The sequence below is a fragment of the Lentibacillus sp. Marseille-P4043 genome (assembly GCF_900258515.1).
Taxonomy (GTDB): domain Bacteria; phylum Bacillota; class Bacilli; order Bacillales; family Amphibacillaceae; genus Lentibacillus_C.
Genome location: NZ_LT984884.1, coordinates 834067 through 855141, shown reverse-complemented (window position 1 = coordinate 855141; position 21075 = coordinate 834067). Strand labels below are relative to the sequence as shown.

Below are 21075 nucleotides of genomic sequence, written 5' to 3'. Positions count from 1 at the left end.
ATTTTTTTCATCCACAGCAAGAATCGACAAGTTAATAACAAAATATAGTGGTGTGGATAAAACTTGTCTACAACGTGTAGATTTTGTGGATAACTGTCGAAAAACCGTTGCACGTCACTGTTTTTTTTGGTATTATATTTGTGTTTTAACATGTGGAAAAAGCAAACAACATATTCAACTATCCACAGTTTGTGAATAACCTGTGGATAGTTGTTCACATCTCTGTTAATCAACTTATCAACAATCAGGTGGACAATGTATATAAATACTGTTACAACTTTATATACAACATCTTTCTATTCACAGCATAAAATTATAATTTTTTCTACTTCCTATTCCATTTTTGCGTATAGGTTAGTTTGTTTTTTACGTAAAAAGTGCCTTTCCGTCTTTCGTATATATAACACTAGAAAGATTGAGAGAGGCTTTTTCTATCATTAATTTTCCCTGAAAGGAGTGAAATCAGCTTGGAAAACATCAATGAATTATGGATCGCTACGTTAGAAGTAATTGAAGAAAAAATTAGTAAACCAAGCTTTGAAACATGGCTAAAAAATACAAAAGCAGATTCTTTAAAAGATGACACGTTAACTATTTCCGCGCCAAATGAGTTTTCAAAGGATTGGTTAGAAAGCAGATATACAGAATTAATTTCTGAAATATTATTTGATATCACTGGTGCAAAACTAACTGTAAAATTTGTCATTCCTGAAGGCCCTGAAACAAATGAAGTAGATAAAGTTCCTAAAACTGTTCCAAATGTAGAAAATAACCAGGCCACAGATACGCCAAAAACCATGCTTAATCCTAATTATGTTTTTGATACATTTGTTATCGGATCTGGAAATCGCTTTGCCCATGCTGCATCACTCGCAGTTGCAGAGGCACCAGCTAATGCATACAACCCACTGTTTATTTATGGTGGTGTTGGGCTAGGCAAAACACATTTAATGCATGCGATTGGACATTATGTTCGGGAGCATAATCCAAAAGCAAATGTAGTCTATATTACGTCAGAGAAATTTACCAATGAGTTTATTAATGCAATTATGGACAACAAAACGGCGAATTTCCGCAACAAGTATCGAAATGTTGACATTCTATTAATTGATGATATTCAATTTATAGCCGGAAAAGAATCAACTCAAGAAGAATTTTTCCATACTTTTAATGCACTGCATGAGGAAAGTAAACAAATCATCATTTCAAGTGACCGTCCACCTAAAGAAATTCCAACACTTGAAGATCGTTTGCGTTCCCGTTTTGAGTGGGGATTAATTACGGATATTACTCCACCAGATCTAGAGACGAGAATTGCCATTCTAAATAAAAAGGCAAAAGCAGAGGGTTTAGATATTCCAAATGAAGCAATGAATTATATCGCCAATCAAATTGATACCAATATTCGTGAACTTGAGGGTGCATTAATCCGTGTAGTAGCTTACTCATCCTTAGTAAATCGGGACATTGATGCATCACTCACTGCTGACGCATTAAAAGACATAATTCCAAGTAGTAAACCAAAAGTCATCACAATCGCTAAAATTCAACAAGTTGTTGGAGAAAAATATGATGTCAAATTAGAGGATTTTGCAGCAAAAAAGCGAACAAAGCAAATTGCCTTCCCTAGACAAATTGCTATGTATTTATCAAGAGAATTAACTGATTTCTCTTTACCTAAAATTGGTGAGGAATTCGGTGGGCGAGATCATACAACGGTAATCCATGCACACGAAAAAATATCAAAAATGCTGGAAAATGACACATTGCTCGATAAGGATATTGAAAATATTAAAGAACAACTGAAATCATTCTAACTTATGAACATGTGTATAATGTGGATGGTGATAAAAACTTATTAACACTTTATTAACATGTGTATAACTAGTTTTACCAGCGATAAATTATGGTTATCCACATAATCACATGGCTTATTATTATTATTACTATATTTTTATAAAAAAATAATTATAAATAACTTCCACTAGGAGGATTTATTTCATGAAATTTATCATTCAACGCGAGCAATTAATTGCGAGTGTTCAAGATGTAATGAAGGCAATCTCGTCAAAAACTGCAATACCAATTTTGACAGGGATGAAAATAGACGCACGTAAACATGGAATTACATTAACGGGAAGTGACTCCGATATTTCAATTGAATCATATATTCCAACCGAGGAAGATGGAATGGTTCATGTTGAAAACATTGAGGAAGGAAGTATTGTATTACAAGCACGCTATTTCCCTGATATTGTCCGTAAATTACCGGAAAAAACAGTGGAAATTGAAGCGGACTCTAATTTAAAAGTAACCATTCGTTCTGGTAAAGCGGAGTTTAATTTAAACGGTCAAGATGCTGAGGAATATCCTCAACTGCCAAAATTACAGACAGAAGATAGTTTTAATTTGCCAACAGATTTATTAAAAAGCTTAATTAAACAAACTGTATTTGCCATTTCAACGATGGAAACACGGCCGATATTAACCGGGGTTAATTTAAAACTGAGTAATAATACGTTAAGTTTTACTGCGACAGATAGCCATCGACTCGCATCCCGTGATATTCCAGTCAATGATGCAACAGTGGAATTTTCCAATGTTGTTGTTCCTGGAAAAAGTTTAACAGAGTTAAATAAAATTTTAGATGATACGGAAGAGCCAGTTGAAATTAGTGTGACAAATAATCAAATTCTATTCAGAACGAAGCATTTATATTTTCTATCACGATTATTAGACGGAAACTATCCAGAAACGTCACGCTTGATTCCAGAACAAAGCAAAACAGTTTTATTTATAAAAACCAAAGACTTGATGCACACAATTGACCGCGCTTCACTACTTGCGAAGGACGAACGAAATAATGTGGTAAAGCTATCAACAAAAGGCGACAATGTTTTAGAAATCACAAGTAATTCTCCTGAGATAGGACGAGTTGCTGAAGAAATTGCAGTACAATCGATGGAAGGCGAAGAATTAAAAATCTCATTTAGTGCTAAATATATGTTAGATGCACTGAAGGCCATTGAATACGATGATGTCAAAATAGAATTCACCGGAGCAATGCGCCCATTCATTATCCGGCCAGTTAACGAAGAACCAATCCTTCAATTGATCCTACCAGTTCGGACTTACTAATTTTTGAAGGCAATGTTCGTAATGCATGTTGCTTTTTAATTTCGTAGTTGATATAAAATGCGCAATAACTAAAAATCAAGTTCGGAGCTTTGACAACCGCTACGGGAAAACACTACGCTTTCCGCGGGCACGGCTTCAGCCTCCGAAGCGGAAAACCGCCGCTTCGAAGTCTTCAGACACGTGCTGGGGCTGCGCTAACTCGCCCCACCGAAAACCATTGTTCCCGCAGGAGTCTCCGTGTTTTCCCTTCGCTAGTAGGTGCTATTACTTGATATACATGCTATATCTGCACAAAAATCAGGGAACTTCTACTAGCGGAGTCAGAATACGTAGACTCCTTGAAAATACAGTTCGATTTTCTGCGTGCGATGTAACGCTGCCGAAGCATTCCTTGTCCTATGGGAACAGCACGAGTCCGAAGACCCCGCAGGACAAGGAAAACTTCAGTGGTATTACATCGCACGCAGAAAAAGTGGTTTTCTTTTTCAAGGAAGCGCTCTTTGCTTCCGAGGAGGCTGAGGCCGTGCCCATGGAAAGCGGAGTATTCTGACGGAGCGAATACAAACACTCATATACCATTGGAACGAGAAGAAAGTGTCACCAAAAGAGAACTTCATTACTGCGCATTTTATATTTTTAGTGTCAAAAACAACAATTCCTTAGAAAGCAATCTTTTTGAAAAAGCTCTTATCACTTTAGGATAGGAGCTTTTGTCTTTTTTAACGTAATTTTCAGGGGCAATAGGGCCGTTTTAAAACAATTATAGGGTCCTGCCTTTCCTTAACTGCAAAACTTTAGTAGAATAGGTAATAGACATTATTTAATTGATCGCATTAAATTTGCAAAGAGTGTGGTGAGAAAATTGCATGAAAAAGTAGAAATTAAAACCGACTATATTCCATTGGGTCAATTTTTAAAATTGGCAAACATCTTTGAATCAGGTGGAATGATTAAAGCCTTTTTGCAAGATCAAGGTGTTCTCGTCAATGGCCAATTAGAAAAACGACGTGGCAGAAAGCTTTATCAAAATGATGTAGTTGAAATTGACACGATCGGTTCCTATATCGTAATGAAAAATGATACATGAAGCATGAGCGATAAACACATCAATTTTTAAATGGAAAAATGAGGAATTTTCATGCATATTCAGCAATTAACGCTAAAGAATTACCGGAATTATGATCATCAAGACATTAAATTTGATGATAAAATAAATCTCATTATCGGCGAAAATGCCCAGGGGAAGACAAATCTGATGGAGGCTATTTACGTTTTAGCATTTACAAAGTCACATCGAACGCCAAGAGAGAAAGAACTTATCCAGTGGGACAAAGAATATGCTAAAATAGAAGGTAGGATAAAGAAACGAAACCAATCCTTTCCACTCGAAATTGTCGTTTCATCAAAAGGCAAAAAGGCAAAGCTAAATCGTATTGAACAACAACGGTTAAGTGATTATATTGGAGCATTAAATGTCGTTATGTTTGCCCCTGAGGATTTAACCTTAGTAAAGGGCGCGCCACAAATTCGCAGACGTTTCATTGATATGGAACTAGGTCAAATCCAACCTCGCTATGTTTATCATCTTGGACAGTATCAAAAGGTACTAAAGCAACGAAATTATTTATTAAAACAATTACAACGAAATAGCACACAAGATCGGACGATGCTTCAAGTGTTGACAGAACAGTTGATTGAGCATGCCGCAACACTTTTGGAACGACGGTTTGTTTTCTTGGATCTATTACGAAAATGGTCAGGTCCAATCCATTACGGCATCAGCCGCGAGCTTGAACAGCTAGAAATCAAGTATTGTGCGACGATTGAGGTATCAGAAGAGGCAAATAAGGAGAAAATAGAATCTATATACCTAGATAAATTCCAAGAGATACAAGAAAAAGAGATTGAACGCGGGACAACATTAGTCGGACCACATCGTGATGATTTGACTTTTTTAGTGAACAACAAAGACGTACAAACATTTGGATCACAAGGGCAACAACGGACAACCGCATTATCAATGAAACTGGCTGAAATTGAGTTGATTTATAATGAGGTTGGTGAATACCCAGTCTTATTACTTGATGATGTGCTTAGTGAATTAGATGATTATCGGCAATCCCACTTATTAAATACCATTCAAGGGAAAGTTCAAACCTTCGTATCCACGACCAGTATTGATGGAATCAACCACGATACATTGAGGGAGGCGGAGCTTTTTCGTGTCAAAGATGGAACAGTAGAGATATAGGGAAACTCGTTTTTAGGGTGGTGGCAAGATGTTTATTCATATCGGGAATGACACAGTTATTCAGTCTAAAGATGTTGTAACAATTATTGATCGCAATGTTATTACATCCTCTTCTATTATGGAAGAGATGATGGATAATGCAAAAAAGAAAAATGTCATTGTGAGTGAAGCTGAACCAGCTGATACAAAATCAGTTGTAATTACAACAAACCAAATCTACTTTAGCACGTTATCAGTTCCAACACTAAAAAAACGTGCAAGTATGATTTCAACAATAAGTAAGCTTGATGATTACTCCGAAGAGATAGAGTAAGATTAAGACAACCTTTTAAGAGGAACTATCCTCTTTATGAAGAAATGTGGGTGAAAGTATGTCAATGGAAGATAAGGTAACGGATGAACAGGCTTATAATGCCGATCAGATTCAAGTTCTTGAAGGGTTAGAAGCTGTAAGGAAAAGACCAGGTATGTATATCGGGTCAACAAGCGGAAGAGGCTTGCACCATCTTGTATGGGAAATTGTCGATAATAGTATCGATGAAGCATTAGCGGGTTATTGCGATCATATTCAAGTGATCATAGAGAAAGACAATAGTATTACGGTAAAAGATAATGGACGTGGTATTCCTGTTGATATCCAGAAGAAAACAGGCAAACCGGCACTTGAAGTTATTATGACAGTACTTCACGCTGGAGGTAAATTCGGTGGTGGGGGATATAAAGTATCTGGCGGTTTGCACGGAGTTGGTGCTTCTGTTGTTAATGCCCTATCAAGTAATTTGGAGGTATACGTTCATCGTGATGGGAAGATATATTTCTTAGGTTTTGAAAAAGGTAAACCATTGGATGAAATTAAAGTAATTGGTGAAACAACCATAACTGGTACTGTTACACATTTTAAGCCAGATACGGAGATTTTCACGGAAACAACAGAATTTGAATTTGAAACATTGCAACAGCGGGTACGTGAGTTAGCATTTTTGAATAAAGGGATTATGATCTCTATTGAAGATAAACGCACGGATGAGGAACCGGTTAGCTATCATTATGAGGGCGGAATCAGCTCTTATGTGGAATATATTAATCGGACAAAGGAAGTTCTTCATACACCTTTTTATGCTGAAACAGAGGAACAGCAAATAAACGTGGAGGTTGCAATTCAGTATAATGACGGATTTGCTAGCAATATTTATTCGTTTGCTAACAATATTCATACCTATGAAGGTGGAACACACGAATCGGGCTTTAAAACAGGTTTGACACGTGTAATCAATGATTATGCACGGAAAAATAGTTTGTTTAAAGAAAATGACCCGAACTTAACTGGGGATGATGTGCGTGAAGGGTTGACAGCAATCGTCTCGATCAAACATCCAGACCCACAATTCGAGGGGCAAACAAAGACAAAGTTAGGAAATAGCGAAGTTCGAACTGTTACAGATGCCGCATTTAGTGAGTCTTTTTCAACGTTCTTATTTGAAAATCCAACCACAGCTAAGATTATCGTGGAAAAGGGATTAATGGCCTCACGGGCGCGTATGGCAGCGAAAAAGGCACGCGAGTTAACAAGAAGAAAGAGTGCATTGGAAGTTTCCAATCTACCAGGTAAGCTTGCTGATTGTTCATCAAGAGATGCAGAAATTAGTGAATTGTACATTGTTGAGGGTGATTCCGCCGGAGGTTCTGCTAAGCAGGGCCGGGATAGGCACTTTCAGGCAATTCTTCCGTTACGAGGAAAAATTTTAAATGTCGAAAAAGCACGGCTCGATAGAATTTTATCAAATAATGAAGTACGGATGATGATTACAGCACTGGGAACTGGTATTGCTGAGGATTTTGATATTACAAAGGCCCGGTATCATAAAGTTGTCATTATGACGGATGCTGATGTTGATGGTGCTCATATCAGAACATTATTATTGACATTTTTCTACCGGTATATGCGCCCATTAATTGAACATGGTTATATTTATATTGCCCAACCGCCACTTTATAAAATACAGCAAGGCAAAGCAGCCCATTATGCGTACGACGATAAAGAAATGGAGCGTATATTGGCCGAGCTTCCAAAAACACCTAAACCAGGATTACAGCGTTACAAAGGTCTTGGCGAAATGAATGCAACACAGCTTTGGGAAACAACGATGGATCCTGAGACACGAACATTATTACAGGTAGAGCCTTCTGATGCAATTGATGCTGATCAGGTTTTTGATATCTTAATGGGCGATAAAGTTGAACCTAGGCGTAATTTTATCCAGGAAAACGCCCAATATGTTAAAAATCTCGATGTTTAAGCGGGAAGCGTACGCTTAATTGCGTGTTGGAGCCTATAAGTAAAAATAAAAGGATTTTTAAAGAAGTCAGATGAAAAGCGTGAGTAAATACGTTTTTCTTCATGAACGGAGTGATTAATAAATGGCGGATCAACAACGTCCGAACGTTCGAGAAGTGAATTTAAGCCAGGAGATGCGCACATCATTTCTTGACTATGCTATGAGCGTAATTGTGTCACGTGCACTCCCTGATGTACGTGACGGAATGAAACCTGTCCATCGCAGAATATTATATGCGATGAATGACTTAGGTATGCATGCAGATAAGGCATATAAAAAATCTGCACGAATTGTTGGTGAAGTAATCGGTAAATATCACCCACATGGTGACTCTGCTGTCTATGAAGCAATGGTAAGAATGGCACAGAATTTCAGTTATCGTTATATGCTTGTTGATGGCCATGGAAACTTTGGTTCAGTTGATGGTGACTCTGCTGCGGCAATGCGTTATACCGAAGCTCGAATGTCAAAAATATCAATGGAATTATTACGTGATATAAACAAGGATACAATTGACTACCAGGACAACTATGATGGTACAGAACGCGAACCAGCTGTTTTCCCATCTCGTTTTCCAAATCTGCTTGTTAACGGTGCTTCAGGAATCGCCGTTGGAATGGCAACGAATATTCCGCCGCACAATCTGGGTGAAACAATTGATGCTGTCTTAGCAGTAAGTAAAGACCCGGAAATTACAATTGATGAACTAATGGAAAATTATATTCATGGCCCTGACTTCCCAACTGCTGGCCAAATTCTTGGTCGCAGCGGGATTCGTAAAGCTTATGAAACGGGTAAAGGCTCGGTAACCATTCGTGCCAAAGTTGATATTGAAGAACATGCAAATGGTAAGTCAACCATTATTGCAACTGAATTGCCTTACCAGGTAAATAAGGCAAAATTAGTTGAAAAAATCGCGGAGTTAGTCCGTGATAAACGGATTGATGGGATTACTGATTTACGAGATGAATCCGACCGAAACGGTTTGCGGGTTGTTATTGAACTGCGCCGTGATGTGAATGCAAATGTTGTGTTAAATAATTTGTACAAGTATACAGCTATGCAAACTACATTTGGCATTAATATGCTGGCATTAGTTAATGGTCATCCGAAAGTTTTAACCGTAAAACAATGTTTACAGCATTATTTAGACCATCAAATTGTAATTATTAAACGCCGTACTGCATTTGAACTAAGGAAGGCAGAAGCACGTGCGCATATTCTTGAAGGTTTACGGATTGCCTTGGATCATTTAGATGAAGTGATCACACTCATTCGCAATTCGAAAACAGCAGATATAGCACGTGACGGTTTAATGGAGCGCTTTGACCTGTCTGAAAAACAAGCACAAGCTATACTGGATATGCGTCTTCAGCGCCTAACAGGTTTGGAACGGGACAAAATAGAAAATGAATATAATGAACTTAAACAATTAATTGATGAATTAAAGGCGATCTTAGCGGATGAAGAAAAGGTACTAGAGATTATTCGGGAAGAGTTAACCGAGATAAAAGAACGTTACGGAGATGACCGTCGTACTGAAATTGTTGTCGGTGGTGCTGACTTCTTTGAAGATGAGGATCTAATTCCTGAAGAAAATATTGTCGTTACCTTAACACATAAAGGTTATATTAAACGTTTACCATCTTCCACGTATCGTACACAAAAACGTGGTGGTCGTGGAATTCAAGGAATGGGAACAAACGAAGACGACTTTGTAGAACATTTAATCTCTACATCAACACATGATACCGTACTCTTCTTTACCAATAAGGGGAAGGTTTATAAAGCAAAAGGCTATGAAATTCCTGAATTTAGTCGTACTGCAAAAGGAATTCCACTTATTAATCTCTTGCAAGTAGAGAAGGATGAGTGGGTTAATGCGGTTATCACAGTCGAGGAATTTGCTGATGACTGGTATTTCTTCTTTACAACGAAATACGGTATTTCGAAACGTACGAAGCTATCTCAATTTGCTAATATCCGCAAAGGTGGGTTAATTGCTTTAAATTTACGTGATGAAGATGAATTAATTTCTGTTCGGTTAACAGATGGCTCAAAGCATATTATGATTGGCACTAGAAATGGCTATCTCATCCGTTTTCCAGAGGATCAAATTCGCTCAATGGGAAGAACTGCTGCAGGTGTAAAAGGTATTTCATTACGCGATGATGATGAAGTTATTTCGATGGAAATTCTGGAGGAAGGCATGAACATATTAAACGTTACCAATAAAGGGTACGGAAAACAAACGCCTGAAGCAGAATATCGGATAACGAATCGCGGCGGTAAAGGTATTTTTACCTGTAATTTAACGGAAAAGACTGGACATGTTGTTGCAGTAAAGGCAGTTACAGGCGATGAAGATATCATGCTCATTACTGTTGCGGGTGTACTAATTCGAATTCCAGTTAAGGATATTTCGGAAACTGGAAGAAATACACAAGGTGTTCGATTGATTCGCTTACAGGAAAATGAAGAAGTCGCTACAGTAGCAAAAATTGAACAAGACGATGAAGAAGAAGCAGATGAAGGCCCAGAAGCACCAATAGATGAAACAGAAGAGCAAGAAGTAGAACAAGAGGAAACTCAAGAAGAACAAGAAGATGAATAACTAGTAAATTAAGGCTGATTTGTTGCTTTGTAGAATATTTAAAAGCATATGTCTCCTCATAAGCAGCCCGTATACACGTAGACTCCTGGGGGAAGAGAGGCATAGGTGAGCCCCCGTAGTGCGAAGAGGGAGTAAAGGCTAAGATCGCCACGTCCTGTGGCAACGCCTTCATGACCAACGTCGTGTTGGCCTGAGGAGGCTCTCCAGCCGCCCCCAGAAAGCGAAGTGTATACGGGCTGCGGGGCAGATAGCAACAAATAATGCAAAAACAGCTGAAATTAAAAAAGGGACTCAACAAGGTGACTCAGAAGTAAACCATAAAACCTGGGTCACCTTGCTACATCTAGATAGGGGGAAGATGTATGCGTGTAGATCCATCACAACTAGTACCTGGCTGTGTTTTAATTCGCGATGTAATCGGTAAAACCAGTCGACCAATTATGCCAAAAAATACTACTTTGACCGAACAACATATTACAGTTCTACATAAATTTTTAATTGATGCGGTCGATGTTGCTACTAAACTTGAGGATGGGAAACTGTTTAAACCAAAGCACATACATAAAGAGCAAAAACAAAACAAATCCACAGATAAAGAGATCAATCACACATCGAAATCATTTAGTGATCATTATGTGCACGTAGTAAAATATTATAAAACGATATTTAAAGGCTGGCAAAATAATGCTGCAATTGATATGCCCGCGATACGTAAGCTAGTAATTCCATTGCTAAAACGAATCGATGAAATAGGGTCAGATGTTTTTCGATTGAATCATTATGTGCAAAAACAAGATTACTTTTATCATCATAGTGTTGCATTAGGTCTACTCTCTGCTTATATAGCACGGAAAATGGGATATCAAAAAGGAGAGTGGCTGCAAATTGGTTTAGCTGGTTTCCTATGTGACTGTGGAATGTCTAAGGTCAACCCTAATATTGTCATGAAAGAAGACGATTTATCTTCAGTTGAACTTGATGAAATTAAAAAGCATCCTACTTATTCTTATAGGCTGATTGAACAGAAACCAACCATTACGAATGCCGTTAAACTTGCAGTCGTACAGCATCATGAACGTATGGATGGAAGCGGCTATCCATTAGGTCTATCTAAAGATAAAATCCACTCATACGCAAGAATAATAGCTGTTTGTGACTTGTATCATGCAATGACATGTGACCGGCTTTATCGGGAACGGCAATCGCCTTTTAAAGCGATTGAACAGTTGCAAAACGATCAGTTCTCTCAACTTGACCATCAAGTGGTCCAGGCGTTTATTAAAAATCTTACCAATTTCTCAACTGGCACTAAAGTTAGGCTTTCTAATCATCATATTGGCGAAATTGTTTTCATTGAAGAGAAAGACCCAACAAGGCCAATAGTGCGGATGGATGAAACAGGTGAAATTATTACATTAAAAAGCGAACCTTCTTTGTATATTGATGAAATTCTTTAAGAGGTTGTTCAAAAAGTCACCAAATAATAAGCGGCAAATCTCTTCGTTGGCTTGCTTTTTACCTCCTCATGTACCTATTTTTTATGTACACTCCGAGGCTTAAAGCTACGCCGCCTCGATCTTTGACGCACAGGACAAGGAAGGCTACGACAGCGATACATCACACGAAGAAAAAGTGTATTTCTTTTTCGAGGACGTGCTAATGTCGACGTTGGCTATTAACGTGACGTTCTTAGTCGACCTTGCTTCTAATTTGGCAACTTTTTGAACACGAACTTTAAGGTAAAAACGTCATTCATCAGCATCTAACTGTGTTTGAAACATGGCTAGAAAAAGTCGGTGTGAAAGCCGATTTCTTCTACTCATGTGCCAATGCTATCAACTCATTCCCAAGCAAAATCGGCATTTTCCAAGCAGTGATAGCTAGAAACTGCTTAATAAACGGGTAATCACGCTCCGCCTTAAGTGCTAACAACTCTCCCCACCATTCTGTTTCATAGCGACTCACCATACTTAAATTGTACAGTAATAAATAATGAACTAACACTTCCGGTATCGCCAAAAAATTTTCCCTATTCTTTGGAAAGTAGATCTTTCCATGTTCCAGTTCTGTGAAAAATGGCCCTGTTGTCTGTTGAATTGGATTTGTAAGTTGTAATTGAATCATTAGTGAGCTTACTTTTGTAGTCGTTATTGGTGGCAAGTGATTGGAAACACGCTTCACAAAGGCCTTTTCTGTTAGATGAAAAGTATCTAATAAGGTTAGGGGGAAATGAAGTGTAGTAGAGTCTACGTTACCAATTGCTACTAATTTTTCTTCCCCCGACAACAAAAATAAATCATTCATTTCTGGGATTAACGAGAATAAATCCTCCATGTTAATCTTTTCAAATGGAAAGTTCTTTATGTTATATACATGTTGAGCGGCATAGGAAAACAACCCATTGTGCTGGATTTTCACCTCATCATGTATAAAGGTGTATTGCTTCTTTTTCCGTTTTCTACTGGAAACCCCATGTGCCAGAATGGAGGTTGATTCAGGATAATTTGGCCGTTTTGTTAATATACATGCTTTCAATAAGTGGGTTGCACCGTAAAACAGTAAAATTGGTTGCATTAATTCGGGTGATTTTACTCCAGCAGAAAAAAATTGCTTCCCATGGTCAAGGTAATACATAAACGCGTTACAGTTCTCATAACTTTTTGCTTCAGCATCGATATCGTTCAAGTTTTTATAGCATTGCTGCAAATACTCTCGTGCAGTCTCTTGTGATTGTAAATGAGTGTAGAATAATGATGTATCATACTTCAGCATAATGTACCCCAACTATTAAAAGATTTTGAATCTACTTTCTTTTTTAACGGACTTATTCTTTTATTGAAAAAGTGTTTTGGATATCGTATTGTAAATAACAATAATAGTTTAACCATGTGATTAAAAATTTACACTGATATATCCATTCTAAAGGAGGATGACCATGCGAGAAGATAAATTTTCTAAGGAAGGGTTAACGTTTGATGATGTGTTACTGGTCCCGGCCAAATCAGAAGTGTTACCTAAGGATGTCAAATTAGTGACCGAGCTGTCACCTAACCTAAAGCTTAAAGCACCAATTATTAGTGCTGGCATGGATACGGTAACAGAGTCTACAATGGCAATCGCAATGGCGCGTCAAGGTGGATTAGGAGTTATTCATAAAAATATGTCGATTGAGGCCCAAGCTGAACAAGTTGATCGCGTTAAACGTTCAGAAAGTGGTGTAATTACAGATCCGTTCTTTTTAACCCCAGAACATCAGGTTTATGATGCAGAACATCTAATGGGGAAATTTCGCATTTCTGGTGTACCAGTTGTCAATAATGTAAATGACCGGAAATTAATTGGCATTTTGACGAATCGTGATTTACGCTTTATTCAGGATTATTCGACATTGATCAATGATGTGATGACAAGTGAAAATCTTATCACAGCACCAGTTGGAACAACGCTTGAAGAGGCAGAAAAATTGCTGCAAAGCCATAAAATAGAAAAACTACCTTTAATTGATGAAAATGGTGTTTTAAAAGGCCTAATCACAATTAAAGATATTGAAAAAGTGATTGAATTTCCAAACGCTGCAAAGGACAAGCAAGGGAGATTACTTGTTGGCGCGGCTGTTGGGGTGACAGCTGACGGTATGAAGCGAATTGAAAAGCTTGTTGATGCTGACGTTGATGTGATTGTTATTGATACGGCACACGGTCATTCGAAAGGTGTGTTGGATCAGGTTCGTGCAGTTAGACAGGCGTATCCTGATTTAGATATTATTGCTGGAAACGTGGCTACCCCTGAAGCAACCAGAGAATTAATTGAAGCGGGTGCGACGATCGTCAAAGTTGGAATCGGCCCAGGGTCAATTTGTACAACAAGGGTCGTTGCTGGAGTCGGTGTACCACAAATTACTGCAGTTAATGATTGTGCAACAGTAGCACAAGATTATGGTGTAGCAGTTATTGCTGATGGTGGAATTAAGTATTCTGGTGATATCGTCAAAGCACTTGCTGCGGGTGCACATGCTGTTATGCTTGGTAGTATGTTTGCTGGTGTATCTGAAAGCCCGGGAGATACTGAAATTTTCCAAGGTAGACGTTATAAAGTTTATCGTGGTATGGGTTCTGTTGGTGCGATGAAAGCAGGGTCAAAAGATCGCTATTTTCAAGAGTCTGAAGAAACGAAAAAACTTGTCCCAGAGGGTATCGAAGGTCGGGTAGCATACAAGGGTCCACTTGCAGATACTGTTCATCAATTACTAGGTGGATTACGTGCAGGTATGGGATATTGTGGCACCCCAACAATTACTGCTTTACGTGAAGATGCCCGCTTTATTCGGATTACCAATGCAGGCTTGCGCGAGAGCCATCCACACGACGTTCAAATTACCAAAGAAGCACCTAATTATTCTGTGTAATTACAAAAAAGCCGCTTGTTTGGTGTCTATACAGCGTTTAATGTAAGTTATAACATATAAAATATAGTAGTGTTTTCCTATATGAGATTTAATAGATAGGGACTATTCCCTGTCTATTTTTTTGTCGATTCTTGTGGTAAAATAACAAAGATGCATACTATTTATCGGTGGAGGTAGAGAAAGTTGAAACACAAATTAAAAAGAAAAATGTCACTATTACTGGTCATCCTTGTAGTAATGGCATCGTTTAGTTTACAACCATTTTCAGTACATGCTGCAGAAGCAGTAGATATTGAAGCTGAATCAACCATTTTAGTTGATGCAGAGACTGGAAAAATTTTATATGAAAAAAATGCAGATGTTGCACTCCCTCCAGCTAGTATGACCAAAATGATGACCGAATACCTTGTATGGGAAGCTATCGAAAAGGGTCAAATCAGCTGGGACACAACAACACAGATTAGTGACTATCCATACAGTATATCAGCAGATGCTACATTCTCTGGTGTTGGATTAACCCAGGATCAAGATTATACTGTGCGCCAGCTTTATGAGGCAATGGCAATAAACTCTGATAATGGTACGACAATCGCACTTGCAGAATTAGTTGCAGGCTCTGAAGGTGAATTTGTTAAATTAATGAATAAGAAAGCGGAAGAGATGGGACTTCCTGATTATAAATTTGTTAATGCAACCGGATTATCAAATGCAGATCTTGGCGAAAACCATCCAGAAGGAACAGAAGCCGATGCAAACAATTTATTATCAGCCAGATCAGCAGCTTTACTTGCCTATAACCTAATTAAGGATTATCCAGAAGCATTAGAGATTTCTAGTATTCCAGAGGCAAAATTTGAAGATCAGACAATTCGTAATTGGAACTGGATGCTACCACACGATAAAAAAGCTGCTAGTTCATTAACACAGTTTTATTATGAAGGTGTAGATGGTTTAAAGACTGGTTTTACAGATCTTGCCGGATATTGCTTTACAGGTACGGCAGAACGTGATGGACAGCGTTTGATTTCTGTTGTTATGAAAACCAAAAGTGATGAAGCTCGTTTTAAAGAAACAGCAAAATTACTTGATTATGGCTTTTCCAATTTCCAAACAAAGGAATTATTCGCTAAAGGTTACCAATTAAAAGATAAAGAGACACTTCCAGTAGCAAAAGGGAAAGAAGATACGGTAGAAATTGCTACAAATAAGGCAATTAAGGCACCTATTAAAAAAGGACAAGAAAAGAAATATAACATTACGTATAAAATTGATAAAGATAAATTGAATAAAGATGGAGAACTAAAGGCGCCAATTAAAAAAGGCGAGAAAATAGGTACGGCTGAAGTTACATTTGATGGAAAAAACGACTATGGTTATATCGATGGTGCGAAATCCAATGATACCGTTGATGTTGTAACAACAGAGGATGTTGAAAAAGATAATTGGTTTATGCTTTTGCTAGGAGCAATTGGTAGCTTTTTCAGTAATCTATTCTCGACAATTGTTGACACTGTTAAAGGTTGGTTCTAAGTAGTAAAATGAAATAGTTAGAAAAATTTTATTACAGGGGGAAACATTATGGCAAACACTGGTACAGATCGAGTTAAACGAGGAATGGCAGAAATGCAAAAAGGCGGCGTTATTATGGACGTTGTTAACGCTGAACAGGCAAAAATTGCAGAACAAGCTGGAGCCGTTGCTGTAATGGCATTAGAACGTGTTCCTTCCGATATTCGTGCTGCAGGTGGTGTAGCTCGAATGGCAGACCCGACTATTACTGAAGAAGTATTAAATGCAGTATCCATTCCAGTAATGGCAAAAGCACGTATTGGTCATATTGTTGAAGCACGCGTATTAGAAGCAATGGGCGTTGATTATATTGATGAGAGTGAAGTTTTAACGCCAGCAGATGAAGTTTTCCATCTGAAAAAGTCGGATTATACGGTACCATTTGTTTGTGGCTGCCGTAATTTAGGTGAGGCTGCACGCCGTATTGGTGAAGGTGCTTCCATGCTTCGGACAAAGGGAGAACCTGGTACAGGGAATATCGTAGAAGCGGTTCGTCATATGCGCCAGGTACAATCGGAAATCCGCAAGCTTTCGGCAATGTCTGCAGATGAAGTAATGACATTTGCTAAAGAAATTGGTGCACCGTATGAGCTTTTATTGCAAATTCGTGAAGAAGGCCGTTTGCCAGTTGTGAACTTTGCAGCAGGTGGAATTGCAACACCAAGTGATGCTGCCTTAATGATGGAATTAGGAGCAGATGGCGTGTTTGTTGGTTCAGGTATTTTTAAATCAGACAACCCTGAGAAGTTTGCGAAGGCAATCGTTGAAGCAACAACACATTATACGGATTACCAATTAATCGGCGAACTTTCCAAAGGCTTAGGCACTGCCATGAAAGGGATTGAAATGAGTACACTAACAGCTGCAGATCGTATGCAGGATCGCAGTGAGTAGAAAGAAGGAATTGTTATGACAACAATTGGTGTACTTGCGTTACAAGGTGCAGTTCGTGAACATATTCGTTCCATAGAGGCATCTGGGGCAAAAGCAATTGAAATAAAACGTAAAGAGCAACTGGAGGAAATCGATGGTCTGATTCTTCCCGGTGGAGAAAGCACAACAATGCGCCGGTTGATTGATAGCTATGATTTTTTCACTGCAATCCAGGAATTCGGAAAAAGGAAACCAGTATTTGGGACATGTGCTGGCATGATTTTAATGGCAAGTGCAATTGATGGGCAAGACCAAGCACATCTTGGCTTAATCGACATGAAGGTTGCCCGAAATGCATTTGGACGTCAGGTTGCAAGTTTTGAAGCAGAACTATCGATTGCACATGTTGCTGATGATTTTAACGCTGTTTTTATTCGAGCGCCATATGTGCTAGAAGTTGGGCCTGATGTTGAAATTCTTGCAACCTACGAAGACAAAATTATTGCGGTAAAACAAGGGCATTATGTATGTACCGCCTTTCACCCTGAATTGACCGACGATAATCGATTTATGGAATTTTTTGTTGCAATGGTGGAACAATCAATAAAGCTCCCTTCGTAATGTTAAGTAGTTCCGATAACGTGGAGAAAAAGTAAAAAATTAGTGTGAATAGCATCCAAAGTCGCAGGTTAATTAGTAGTATAAATAGCATGAAAAAAAGACCGACAATTATAAGTAACGGGTTCTCTTTAGAGGTGCAAACAAGAGAAAAACATCTCAAATCACAGAAAAATTTACAACAAAAACATCAGGGCAATTCACAGTAGTATTAACTTCTAATATTTGTTGGTGATAGAAAATTTATTGGGAGATTTCTGGTTTTGCTACAAATGGCCGCTCCAGAAAAACACTGCGCTTTCCGTGGGCGGCTGATGAGCCTCCTCGTGCTGTCGCACTGCGGGGTCTCACCTAGGCCTCTTCTCCCACAGGAGTCTCCGTGTTTTTCTTCCGCTGGATAGCAATCAGGGACAACAATTTTAAGTTAGATAATCTCAACTAGCGTAGGCAGAATACGTAGACTCCTGCGGGAACAGCACGTGTCCGAAGACCCCGCAGAGTGATTTGAAAAGGAAGGTCGACTAAAACCGTCCTTTGCGGACAACGTCGACATACCCCTCGCCGGGGCAAGGAGGCTGAGGCCGTGCCCGCGGAAAGCGAAGTATTCTGCCGAAGCGGTTTTCCAGCACTAAATTAAGCGAGGATGTAAGAGTCAATAATATAAAGTTTATGTCATCCACAATCGGAACCGAGCCTTTTTGATTTCCACTTGTAAAATAACTGGTAGTTTATCAAATTACTTTAGCAGAGTGAGAATATCTATTCTCACTCTGCTAAAGTTATTGCTATTTATCATGCTATTTTAACCAACAAATAGCCAAATGCATTGATATAACTACAAAAATAAGGGTGCGATACTGTATGTGATTTTGCACCCCATTTATATTGTTATTTGTTGTTTTGCAACCTTAAAGAGAACCCGTTANTTTATCATGCTATTTTAACCAACAAATAGCCAAATGCATTGATATAACTACAAAAATAAGGGTGCGATACTGTATGTGATTTTGCACCCCATTTATATTGTTATTTGTTGTTTTGCAACCTTAAAGAGAACCCGTTACAATTATAAGTCGGTCTTTTAGTTTACAAATAATGTCCTATTAAACTGACGTACCCGATAGCGGTATTTCATAAGAAACTAAAAAAGAGAATTAGACATTTCAATCTAAATCCTCTTTTTATTGCGTTGATGGGTACAGTTTTAATTTTCCCAAATCAATTATGAAATTATATTGTTTTAAAACATCCAATCCAAGTAATGCGGGGTGTTCTTTTGGTAGTAACATTCCTACATCTACTTCGACATTCTCTACTGTTAATCTGTCAATTTTTAAACTATCCATTATTTTTGTATAGAAAGGAACACTTCCCCCGATTCCATAGGCTTCATAGATCGTATCTTCATTTGCATTTTCATCTTTAATTGGACGGATTGGCGCTATCTCATCAACAATTTTCTTGTCACCTTCATAATGGTAATCCAGAATTGAAACTAAAAGAAATTGATTAGGAAATAATTCTCTTGCTTCTTGCCATTTCAATTAAACCCCACCCTTTTCTATAATCATATATGAATAATAGTCACATACTACAAACTGAATACACTATTTTCCATTAAGTTTATGAATAATATCTTTTCAAATATCTCACCCGTTACTTAAAGTGTAACTGTTCACAAAGTTAATTTATTATAGATTTTCCAATTCACTTTTATATGTTATAATTGTTATAACGATTATAACGAGGATGTGATCTTTTGGAGCAATTTGAAAGAAAAGTTACGAAGGTTGGAAATAGTTTTGGAATCACTCTTCCTAATGAGTTACTCAAACAAGTTGGCTTAGCACATGGTGACGATGTTCAAGTCGAAGTTAAAGATGGGAAAATTGTATTAAGAAAAAAAGAGAAGGTAACACTTCCTAATGGTGTCGATGCAGAATTCATGGATATTTTAAATGAGGTCATTAATGAGCATGATAAAGCATTTAAAGGGTTAGTGAACAGATAATGGATGACGTCATCTATCTCACAACGAACCAAGTGATTGCTATTAATACAGTACAAATTCGTCTATACTCCCCTGATGAACCTTTGGGTGTTAAAGAACCAAACTTACTTGACTCAGCTATTAATCGCCCAAAACAATCTGTTTTTGGTGGTGACGCTTATCCTTCCATTCATGAAAAAGCAGCTGCACTTTTTGAATCCATTGCAAAGAACCATGCTTTTCATAATGCTAATAAACGAACGGCTTTAGCTTCATTAATTGTTTTCTTAAAAATAAACCATTGTCAATGGACGATGGGAGTTGAAGAAGAACAAGACTTCACAGTTGATGTAGTTAATCATAGATACACATTTGAAGAAATAGTTTCAACAATTAGGAATCATACCGAAAACCTATAAATACATTCTCAATTTAATTTAAGAATGGTATTTTTAAATTTTAACAGAACCTAAATTTCAGAAAAGCACCCGTTACTGGAACAAGATCGGACTATTCTTTTATTGCTTTTTTCCTTTTTATTATAATTGAAATTACCGTTCCTGTAATGAATGCACCTAATGCACCATAAATTGCAGTAGAAATGGATTGTCCTGATATATAAACCCCTATAAATGTTCCAATAGTAAGACCAATTGGAAGAACCCAATTCAAGATATCAGCCCCTTTCTTAATGCATTCTCTTTTTGAACTCTTCTGTTCTATTTCAACAAAAAGAATGCAATTTCCTTTTTGAAGAAACCTGCCCGTTGAGGAACTGAATTTTTGTAACCTTTAACTACATTTTACCATACAGTTGTATAAAAACCTTGAAGTTTCTCGAACGGGATAAAAATAACATGCAAAATAATAAGTAAAATAGCACCCTTTTTCACACGATGACAATATCTGTTGTGTAAAAAACTTGCATCCTAATTGGAAATTAGCTATGATGTTAATTAAATGAACACCCTTAAAAGTATAGATAGGAATTAGTAATAGTAGCTCTTTCTTAAGAGAGTCGGTGGTTGGTGTGAATCGATGAAAGAATGCTGTGAATCCATCCTTGAACTGGTTTATGGAACATTTCGTAAATAAGCCCGGTTAAGTGCCGTTATCACTGTGAGCCGGAAGATGTATTCTTCAATAAGGGTGGCAACGCGGGAAAAAACTCTCGTCCCTAGTTTTAAGGGGCGAGAGCTTTTTTGTATGGGTAAAAAAGTACAATATTTGGCTTTAATTTGCTTTTTGCATAATGAGCCACGTCCAGCTCCCAGCGACTAG

17 protein-coding genes and 1 other annotated feature are annotated in these 21075 nt (G+C 37.9%); of the genes, 14 read left to right on the top strand and 3 right to left on the bottom strand.

All coding sequences use genetic code 11. The features are described 5' to 3' along the window. Positions 1 to 467: 467 nt before the first annotated feature. The 8 genes from dnaA to C8270_RS04450 all read left to right on the top strand — a co-directional run bounded on the left by dnaA (position 468) and on the right by C8270_RS04450 (position 11796). Complete coding sequence (dnaA, locus tag C8270_RS04495; RefSeq protein ID WP_106495687.1) at positions 468 to 1817, top strand: chromosomal replication initiator protein DnaA; 1350 nt, start codon at positions 468 to 470, stop codon at positions 1815 to 1817. A 184-nt stretch (positions 1818 to 2001) separates the two neighbouring features. Continuing rightward, positions 2002 to 3138, top strand: coding sequence for a DNA polymerase III subunit beta (gene dnaN / locus C8270_RS04490; protein WP_106495686.1), 1137 nt, complete (start codon positions 2002 to 2004; stop codon positions 3136 to 3138). An 862-nt stretch (positions 3139 to 4000) separates the two neighbouring features. Further along, entirely contained in the window at positions 4001 to 4225 is a 225-nt protein-coding gene (gene yaaA / locus C8270_RS04480; RefSeq protein ID WP_106495684.1) for a S4 domain-containing protein YaaA, read from the top strand. A 51-nt stretch (positions 4226 to 4276) separates the two neighbouring features. Then, the gene (gene recF / locus C8270_RS04475) at positions 4277 to 5389 is read left to right on the top strand and encodes a DNA replication/repair protein RecF (protein ID WP_106495683.1); all 1113 of its coding nucleotides are present in this window, start codon (positions 4277 to 4279) and stop codon (positions 5387 to 5389) included. A gap of 28 nt (positions 5390 to 5417) precedes the next feature. Beyond that, the gene (gene remB / locus C8270_RS04470; protein WP_106495682.1) at positions 5418 to 5702 is read left to right on the top strand and encodes an extracellular matrix regulator RemB; all 285 of its coding nucleotides are present in this window, start codon (positions 5418 to 5420) and stop codon (positions 5700 to 5702) included. Positions 5703 to 5760: 58 nt separating this feature from the next. Next, positions 5761 to 7686, top strand: coding sequence for a DNA topoisomerase (ATP-hydrolyzing) subunit B (gyrB, locus tag C8270_RS04465; RefSeq protein WP_106495681.1), 1926 nt, complete (start codon positions 5761 to 5763; stop codon positions 7684 to 7686). Between the two features lie 121 nt (positions 7687 to 7807). After that, a complete protein-coding gene (gene gyrA, locus C8270_RS04460; RefSeq protein ID WP_106495680.1) occupies positions 7808 to 10339 on the top strand; it encodes a DNA gyrase subunit A in 2532 nt (843 codons plus the stop codon). A 362-nt stretch (positions 10340 to 10701) separates the two neighbouring features. Beyond that, complete coding sequence (locus tag C8270_RS04450; protein WP_106495678.1) at positions 10702 to 11796, top strand: HD-GYP domain-containing protein; 1095 nt, start codon at positions 10702 to 10704, stop codon at positions 11794 to 11796. 358 nt (positions 11797 to 12154) lie between these two features. Here the strand turns inward: C8270_RS04450 and C8270_RS04445 are convergent, their stop codons facing one another. Then, positions 12155 to 13111 carry a YaaC family protein gene (locus C8270_RS04445; RefSeq protein WP_106495677.1) on the bottom strand — a complete coding sequence of 319 codons (957 nt, stop codon included), beginning with the start codon at positions 13109 to 13111 and terminating at the stop codon, positions 12155 to 12157. Between the two features lie 163 nt (positions 13112 to 13274). Between C8270_RS04445 and guaB the strand changes: the two genes are divergently transcribed. The 4 genes from guaB to pdxT all read left to right on the top strand — a co-directional run bounded on the left by guaB (position 13275) and on the right by pdxT (position 17807). Next, on the top strand, positions 13275 to 14744 hold the full coding sequence (gene guaB / locus C8270_RS04440; RefSeq protein WP_106495676.1) for an IMP dehydrogenase: 1470 nt from the start codon (positions 13275 to 13277) through the stop codon (positions 14742 to 14744). 183 nt (positions 14745 to 14927) lie between these two features. Then, positions 14928 to 16274 carry a serine hydrolase gene (locus C8270_RS04435; RefSeq protein ID WP_325034725.1) on the top strand — a complete coding sequence of 449 codons (1347 nt, stop codon included), beginning with the start codon at positions 14928 to 14930 and terminating at the stop codon, positions 16272 to 16274. A 48-nt stretch (positions 16275 to 16322) separates the two neighbouring features. Continuing rightward, positions 16323 to 17207 (top strand): pyridoxal 5'-phosphate synthase lyase subunit PdxS, encoded by an 885-nt coding sequence (gene pdxS / locus C8270_RS04430; RefSeq protein WP_199794640.1) that lies wholly within the window; start codon positions 16323 to 16325, stop codon positions 17205 to 17207. 15 nt (positions 17208 to 17222) lie between these two features. Next, entirely contained in the window at positions 17223 to 17807 is a 585-nt protein-coding gene (gene pdxT / locus C8270_RS04425) for a pyridoxal 5'-phosphate synthase glutaminase subunit PdxT (RefSeq protein ID WP_106495674.1), read from the top strand. A 1178-nt stretch (positions 17808 to 18985) separates the two neighbouring features. On the opposite strand, the gene C8270_RS04420 is transcribed toward pdxT, so the two are convergent. After that, on the bottom strand, positions 18986 to 19348 hold the full coding sequence (locus tag C8270_RS04420) for a hypothetical protein (RefSeq protein WP_106495673.1): 363 nt from the start codon (positions 19346 to 19348) through the stop codon (positions 18986 to 18988). Positions 19349 to 19563: 215 nt separating this feature from the next. On the opposite strand from C8270_RS04420, the gene C8270_RS04415 reads away from it, so the two are divergent. Further along, positions 19564 to 19815: an AbrB/MazE/SpoVT family DNA-binding domain-containing protein gene (locus C8270_RS04415; RefSeq protein WP_106495672.1), complete on the top strand. Its 252-nt coding sequence runs from the start codon at positions 19564 to 19566 to the stop codon at positions 19813 to 19815. Continuing rightward, positions 19815 to 20213: a type II toxin-antitoxin system death-on-curing family toxin gene (locus C8270_RS04410; RefSeq protein WP_199794639.1), complete on the top strand. Its 399-nt coding sequence runs from the start codon at positions 19815 to 19817 to the stop codon at positions 20211 to 20213. Before C8270_RS04415 ends, C8270_RS04410 begins: the two co-directional genes overlap by 1 nt. A 91-nt stretch (positions 20214 to 20304) precedes the next feature. On the opposite strand, the gene C8270_RS19715 is transcribed toward C8270_RS04410, so the two are convergent. Further along, positions 20305 to 20466: a hypothetical protein gene (locus tag C8270_RS19715; RefSeq protein ID WP_158701593.1), complete on the bottom strand. Its 162-nt coding sequence runs from the start codon at positions 20464 to 20466 to the stop codon at positions 20305 to 20307. Positions 20467 to 20764: 298 nt separating this feature from the next. Continuing rightward, positions 20765 to 20976 (top strand) — a binding site (T-box leader). Positions 20977 to 21075: the final 99 nt, after the last annotated feature.

What these genes read in the sequence shown, in the direction of transcription:
- dnaN (WP_106495686.1), top strand. Translation starts at nt 2,002, where the DNA reads ATGAAATTTATCATTCAACGCGAGCAATTAATTGCGAGTGTTCAAGAT.
- recF (WP_106495683.1), top strand. Translation starts at nt 4,277, where the DNA reads ATGCATATTCAGCAATTAACGCTAAAGAATTACCGGAATTATGATCAT.
- remB (WP_106495682.1), top strand. Translation starts at nt 5,418, where the DNA reads ATGTTTATTCATATCGGGAATGACACAGTTATTCAGTCTAAAGATGTT.
- gyrB (WP_106495681.1), top strand. Translation starts at nt 5,761, where the DNA reads ATGTCAATGGAAGATAAGGTAACGGATGAACAGGCTTATAATGCCGAT.
- gyrA (WP_106495680.1), top strand. Translation starts at nt 7,808, where the DNA reads ATGGCGGATCAACAACGTCCGAACGTTCGAGAAGTGAATTTAAGCCAG.
- C8270_RS04450 (WP_106495678.1), top strand. Translation starts at nt 10,702, where the DNA reads ATGCGTGTAGATCCATCACAACTAGTACCTGGCTGTGTTTTAATTCGC.
- C8270_RS04445 (WP_106495677.1), bottom strand. Translation starts at nt 13,111, where the DNA reads ATGCTGAAGTATGATACATCATTATTCTACACTCATTTACAATCACAA.
- guaB (WP_106495676.1), top strand. Translation starts at nt 13,275, where the DNA reads ATGCGAGAAGATAAATTTTCTAAGGAAGGGTTAACGTTTGATGATGTG.
- pdxS (WP_199794640.1), top strand. Translation starts at nt 16,323, where the DNA reads ATGGCAAACACTGGTACAGATCGAGTTAAACGAGGAATGGCAGAAATG.
- pdxT (WP_106495674.1), top strand. Translation starts at nt 17,223, where the DNA reads ATGACAACAATTGGTGTACTTGCGTTACAAGGTGCAGTTCGTGAACAT.
- C8270_RS04410 (WP_199794639.1), top strand. Translation starts at nt 19,815, where the DNA reads ATGGATGACGTCATCTATCTCACAACGAACCAAGTGATTGCTATTAAT.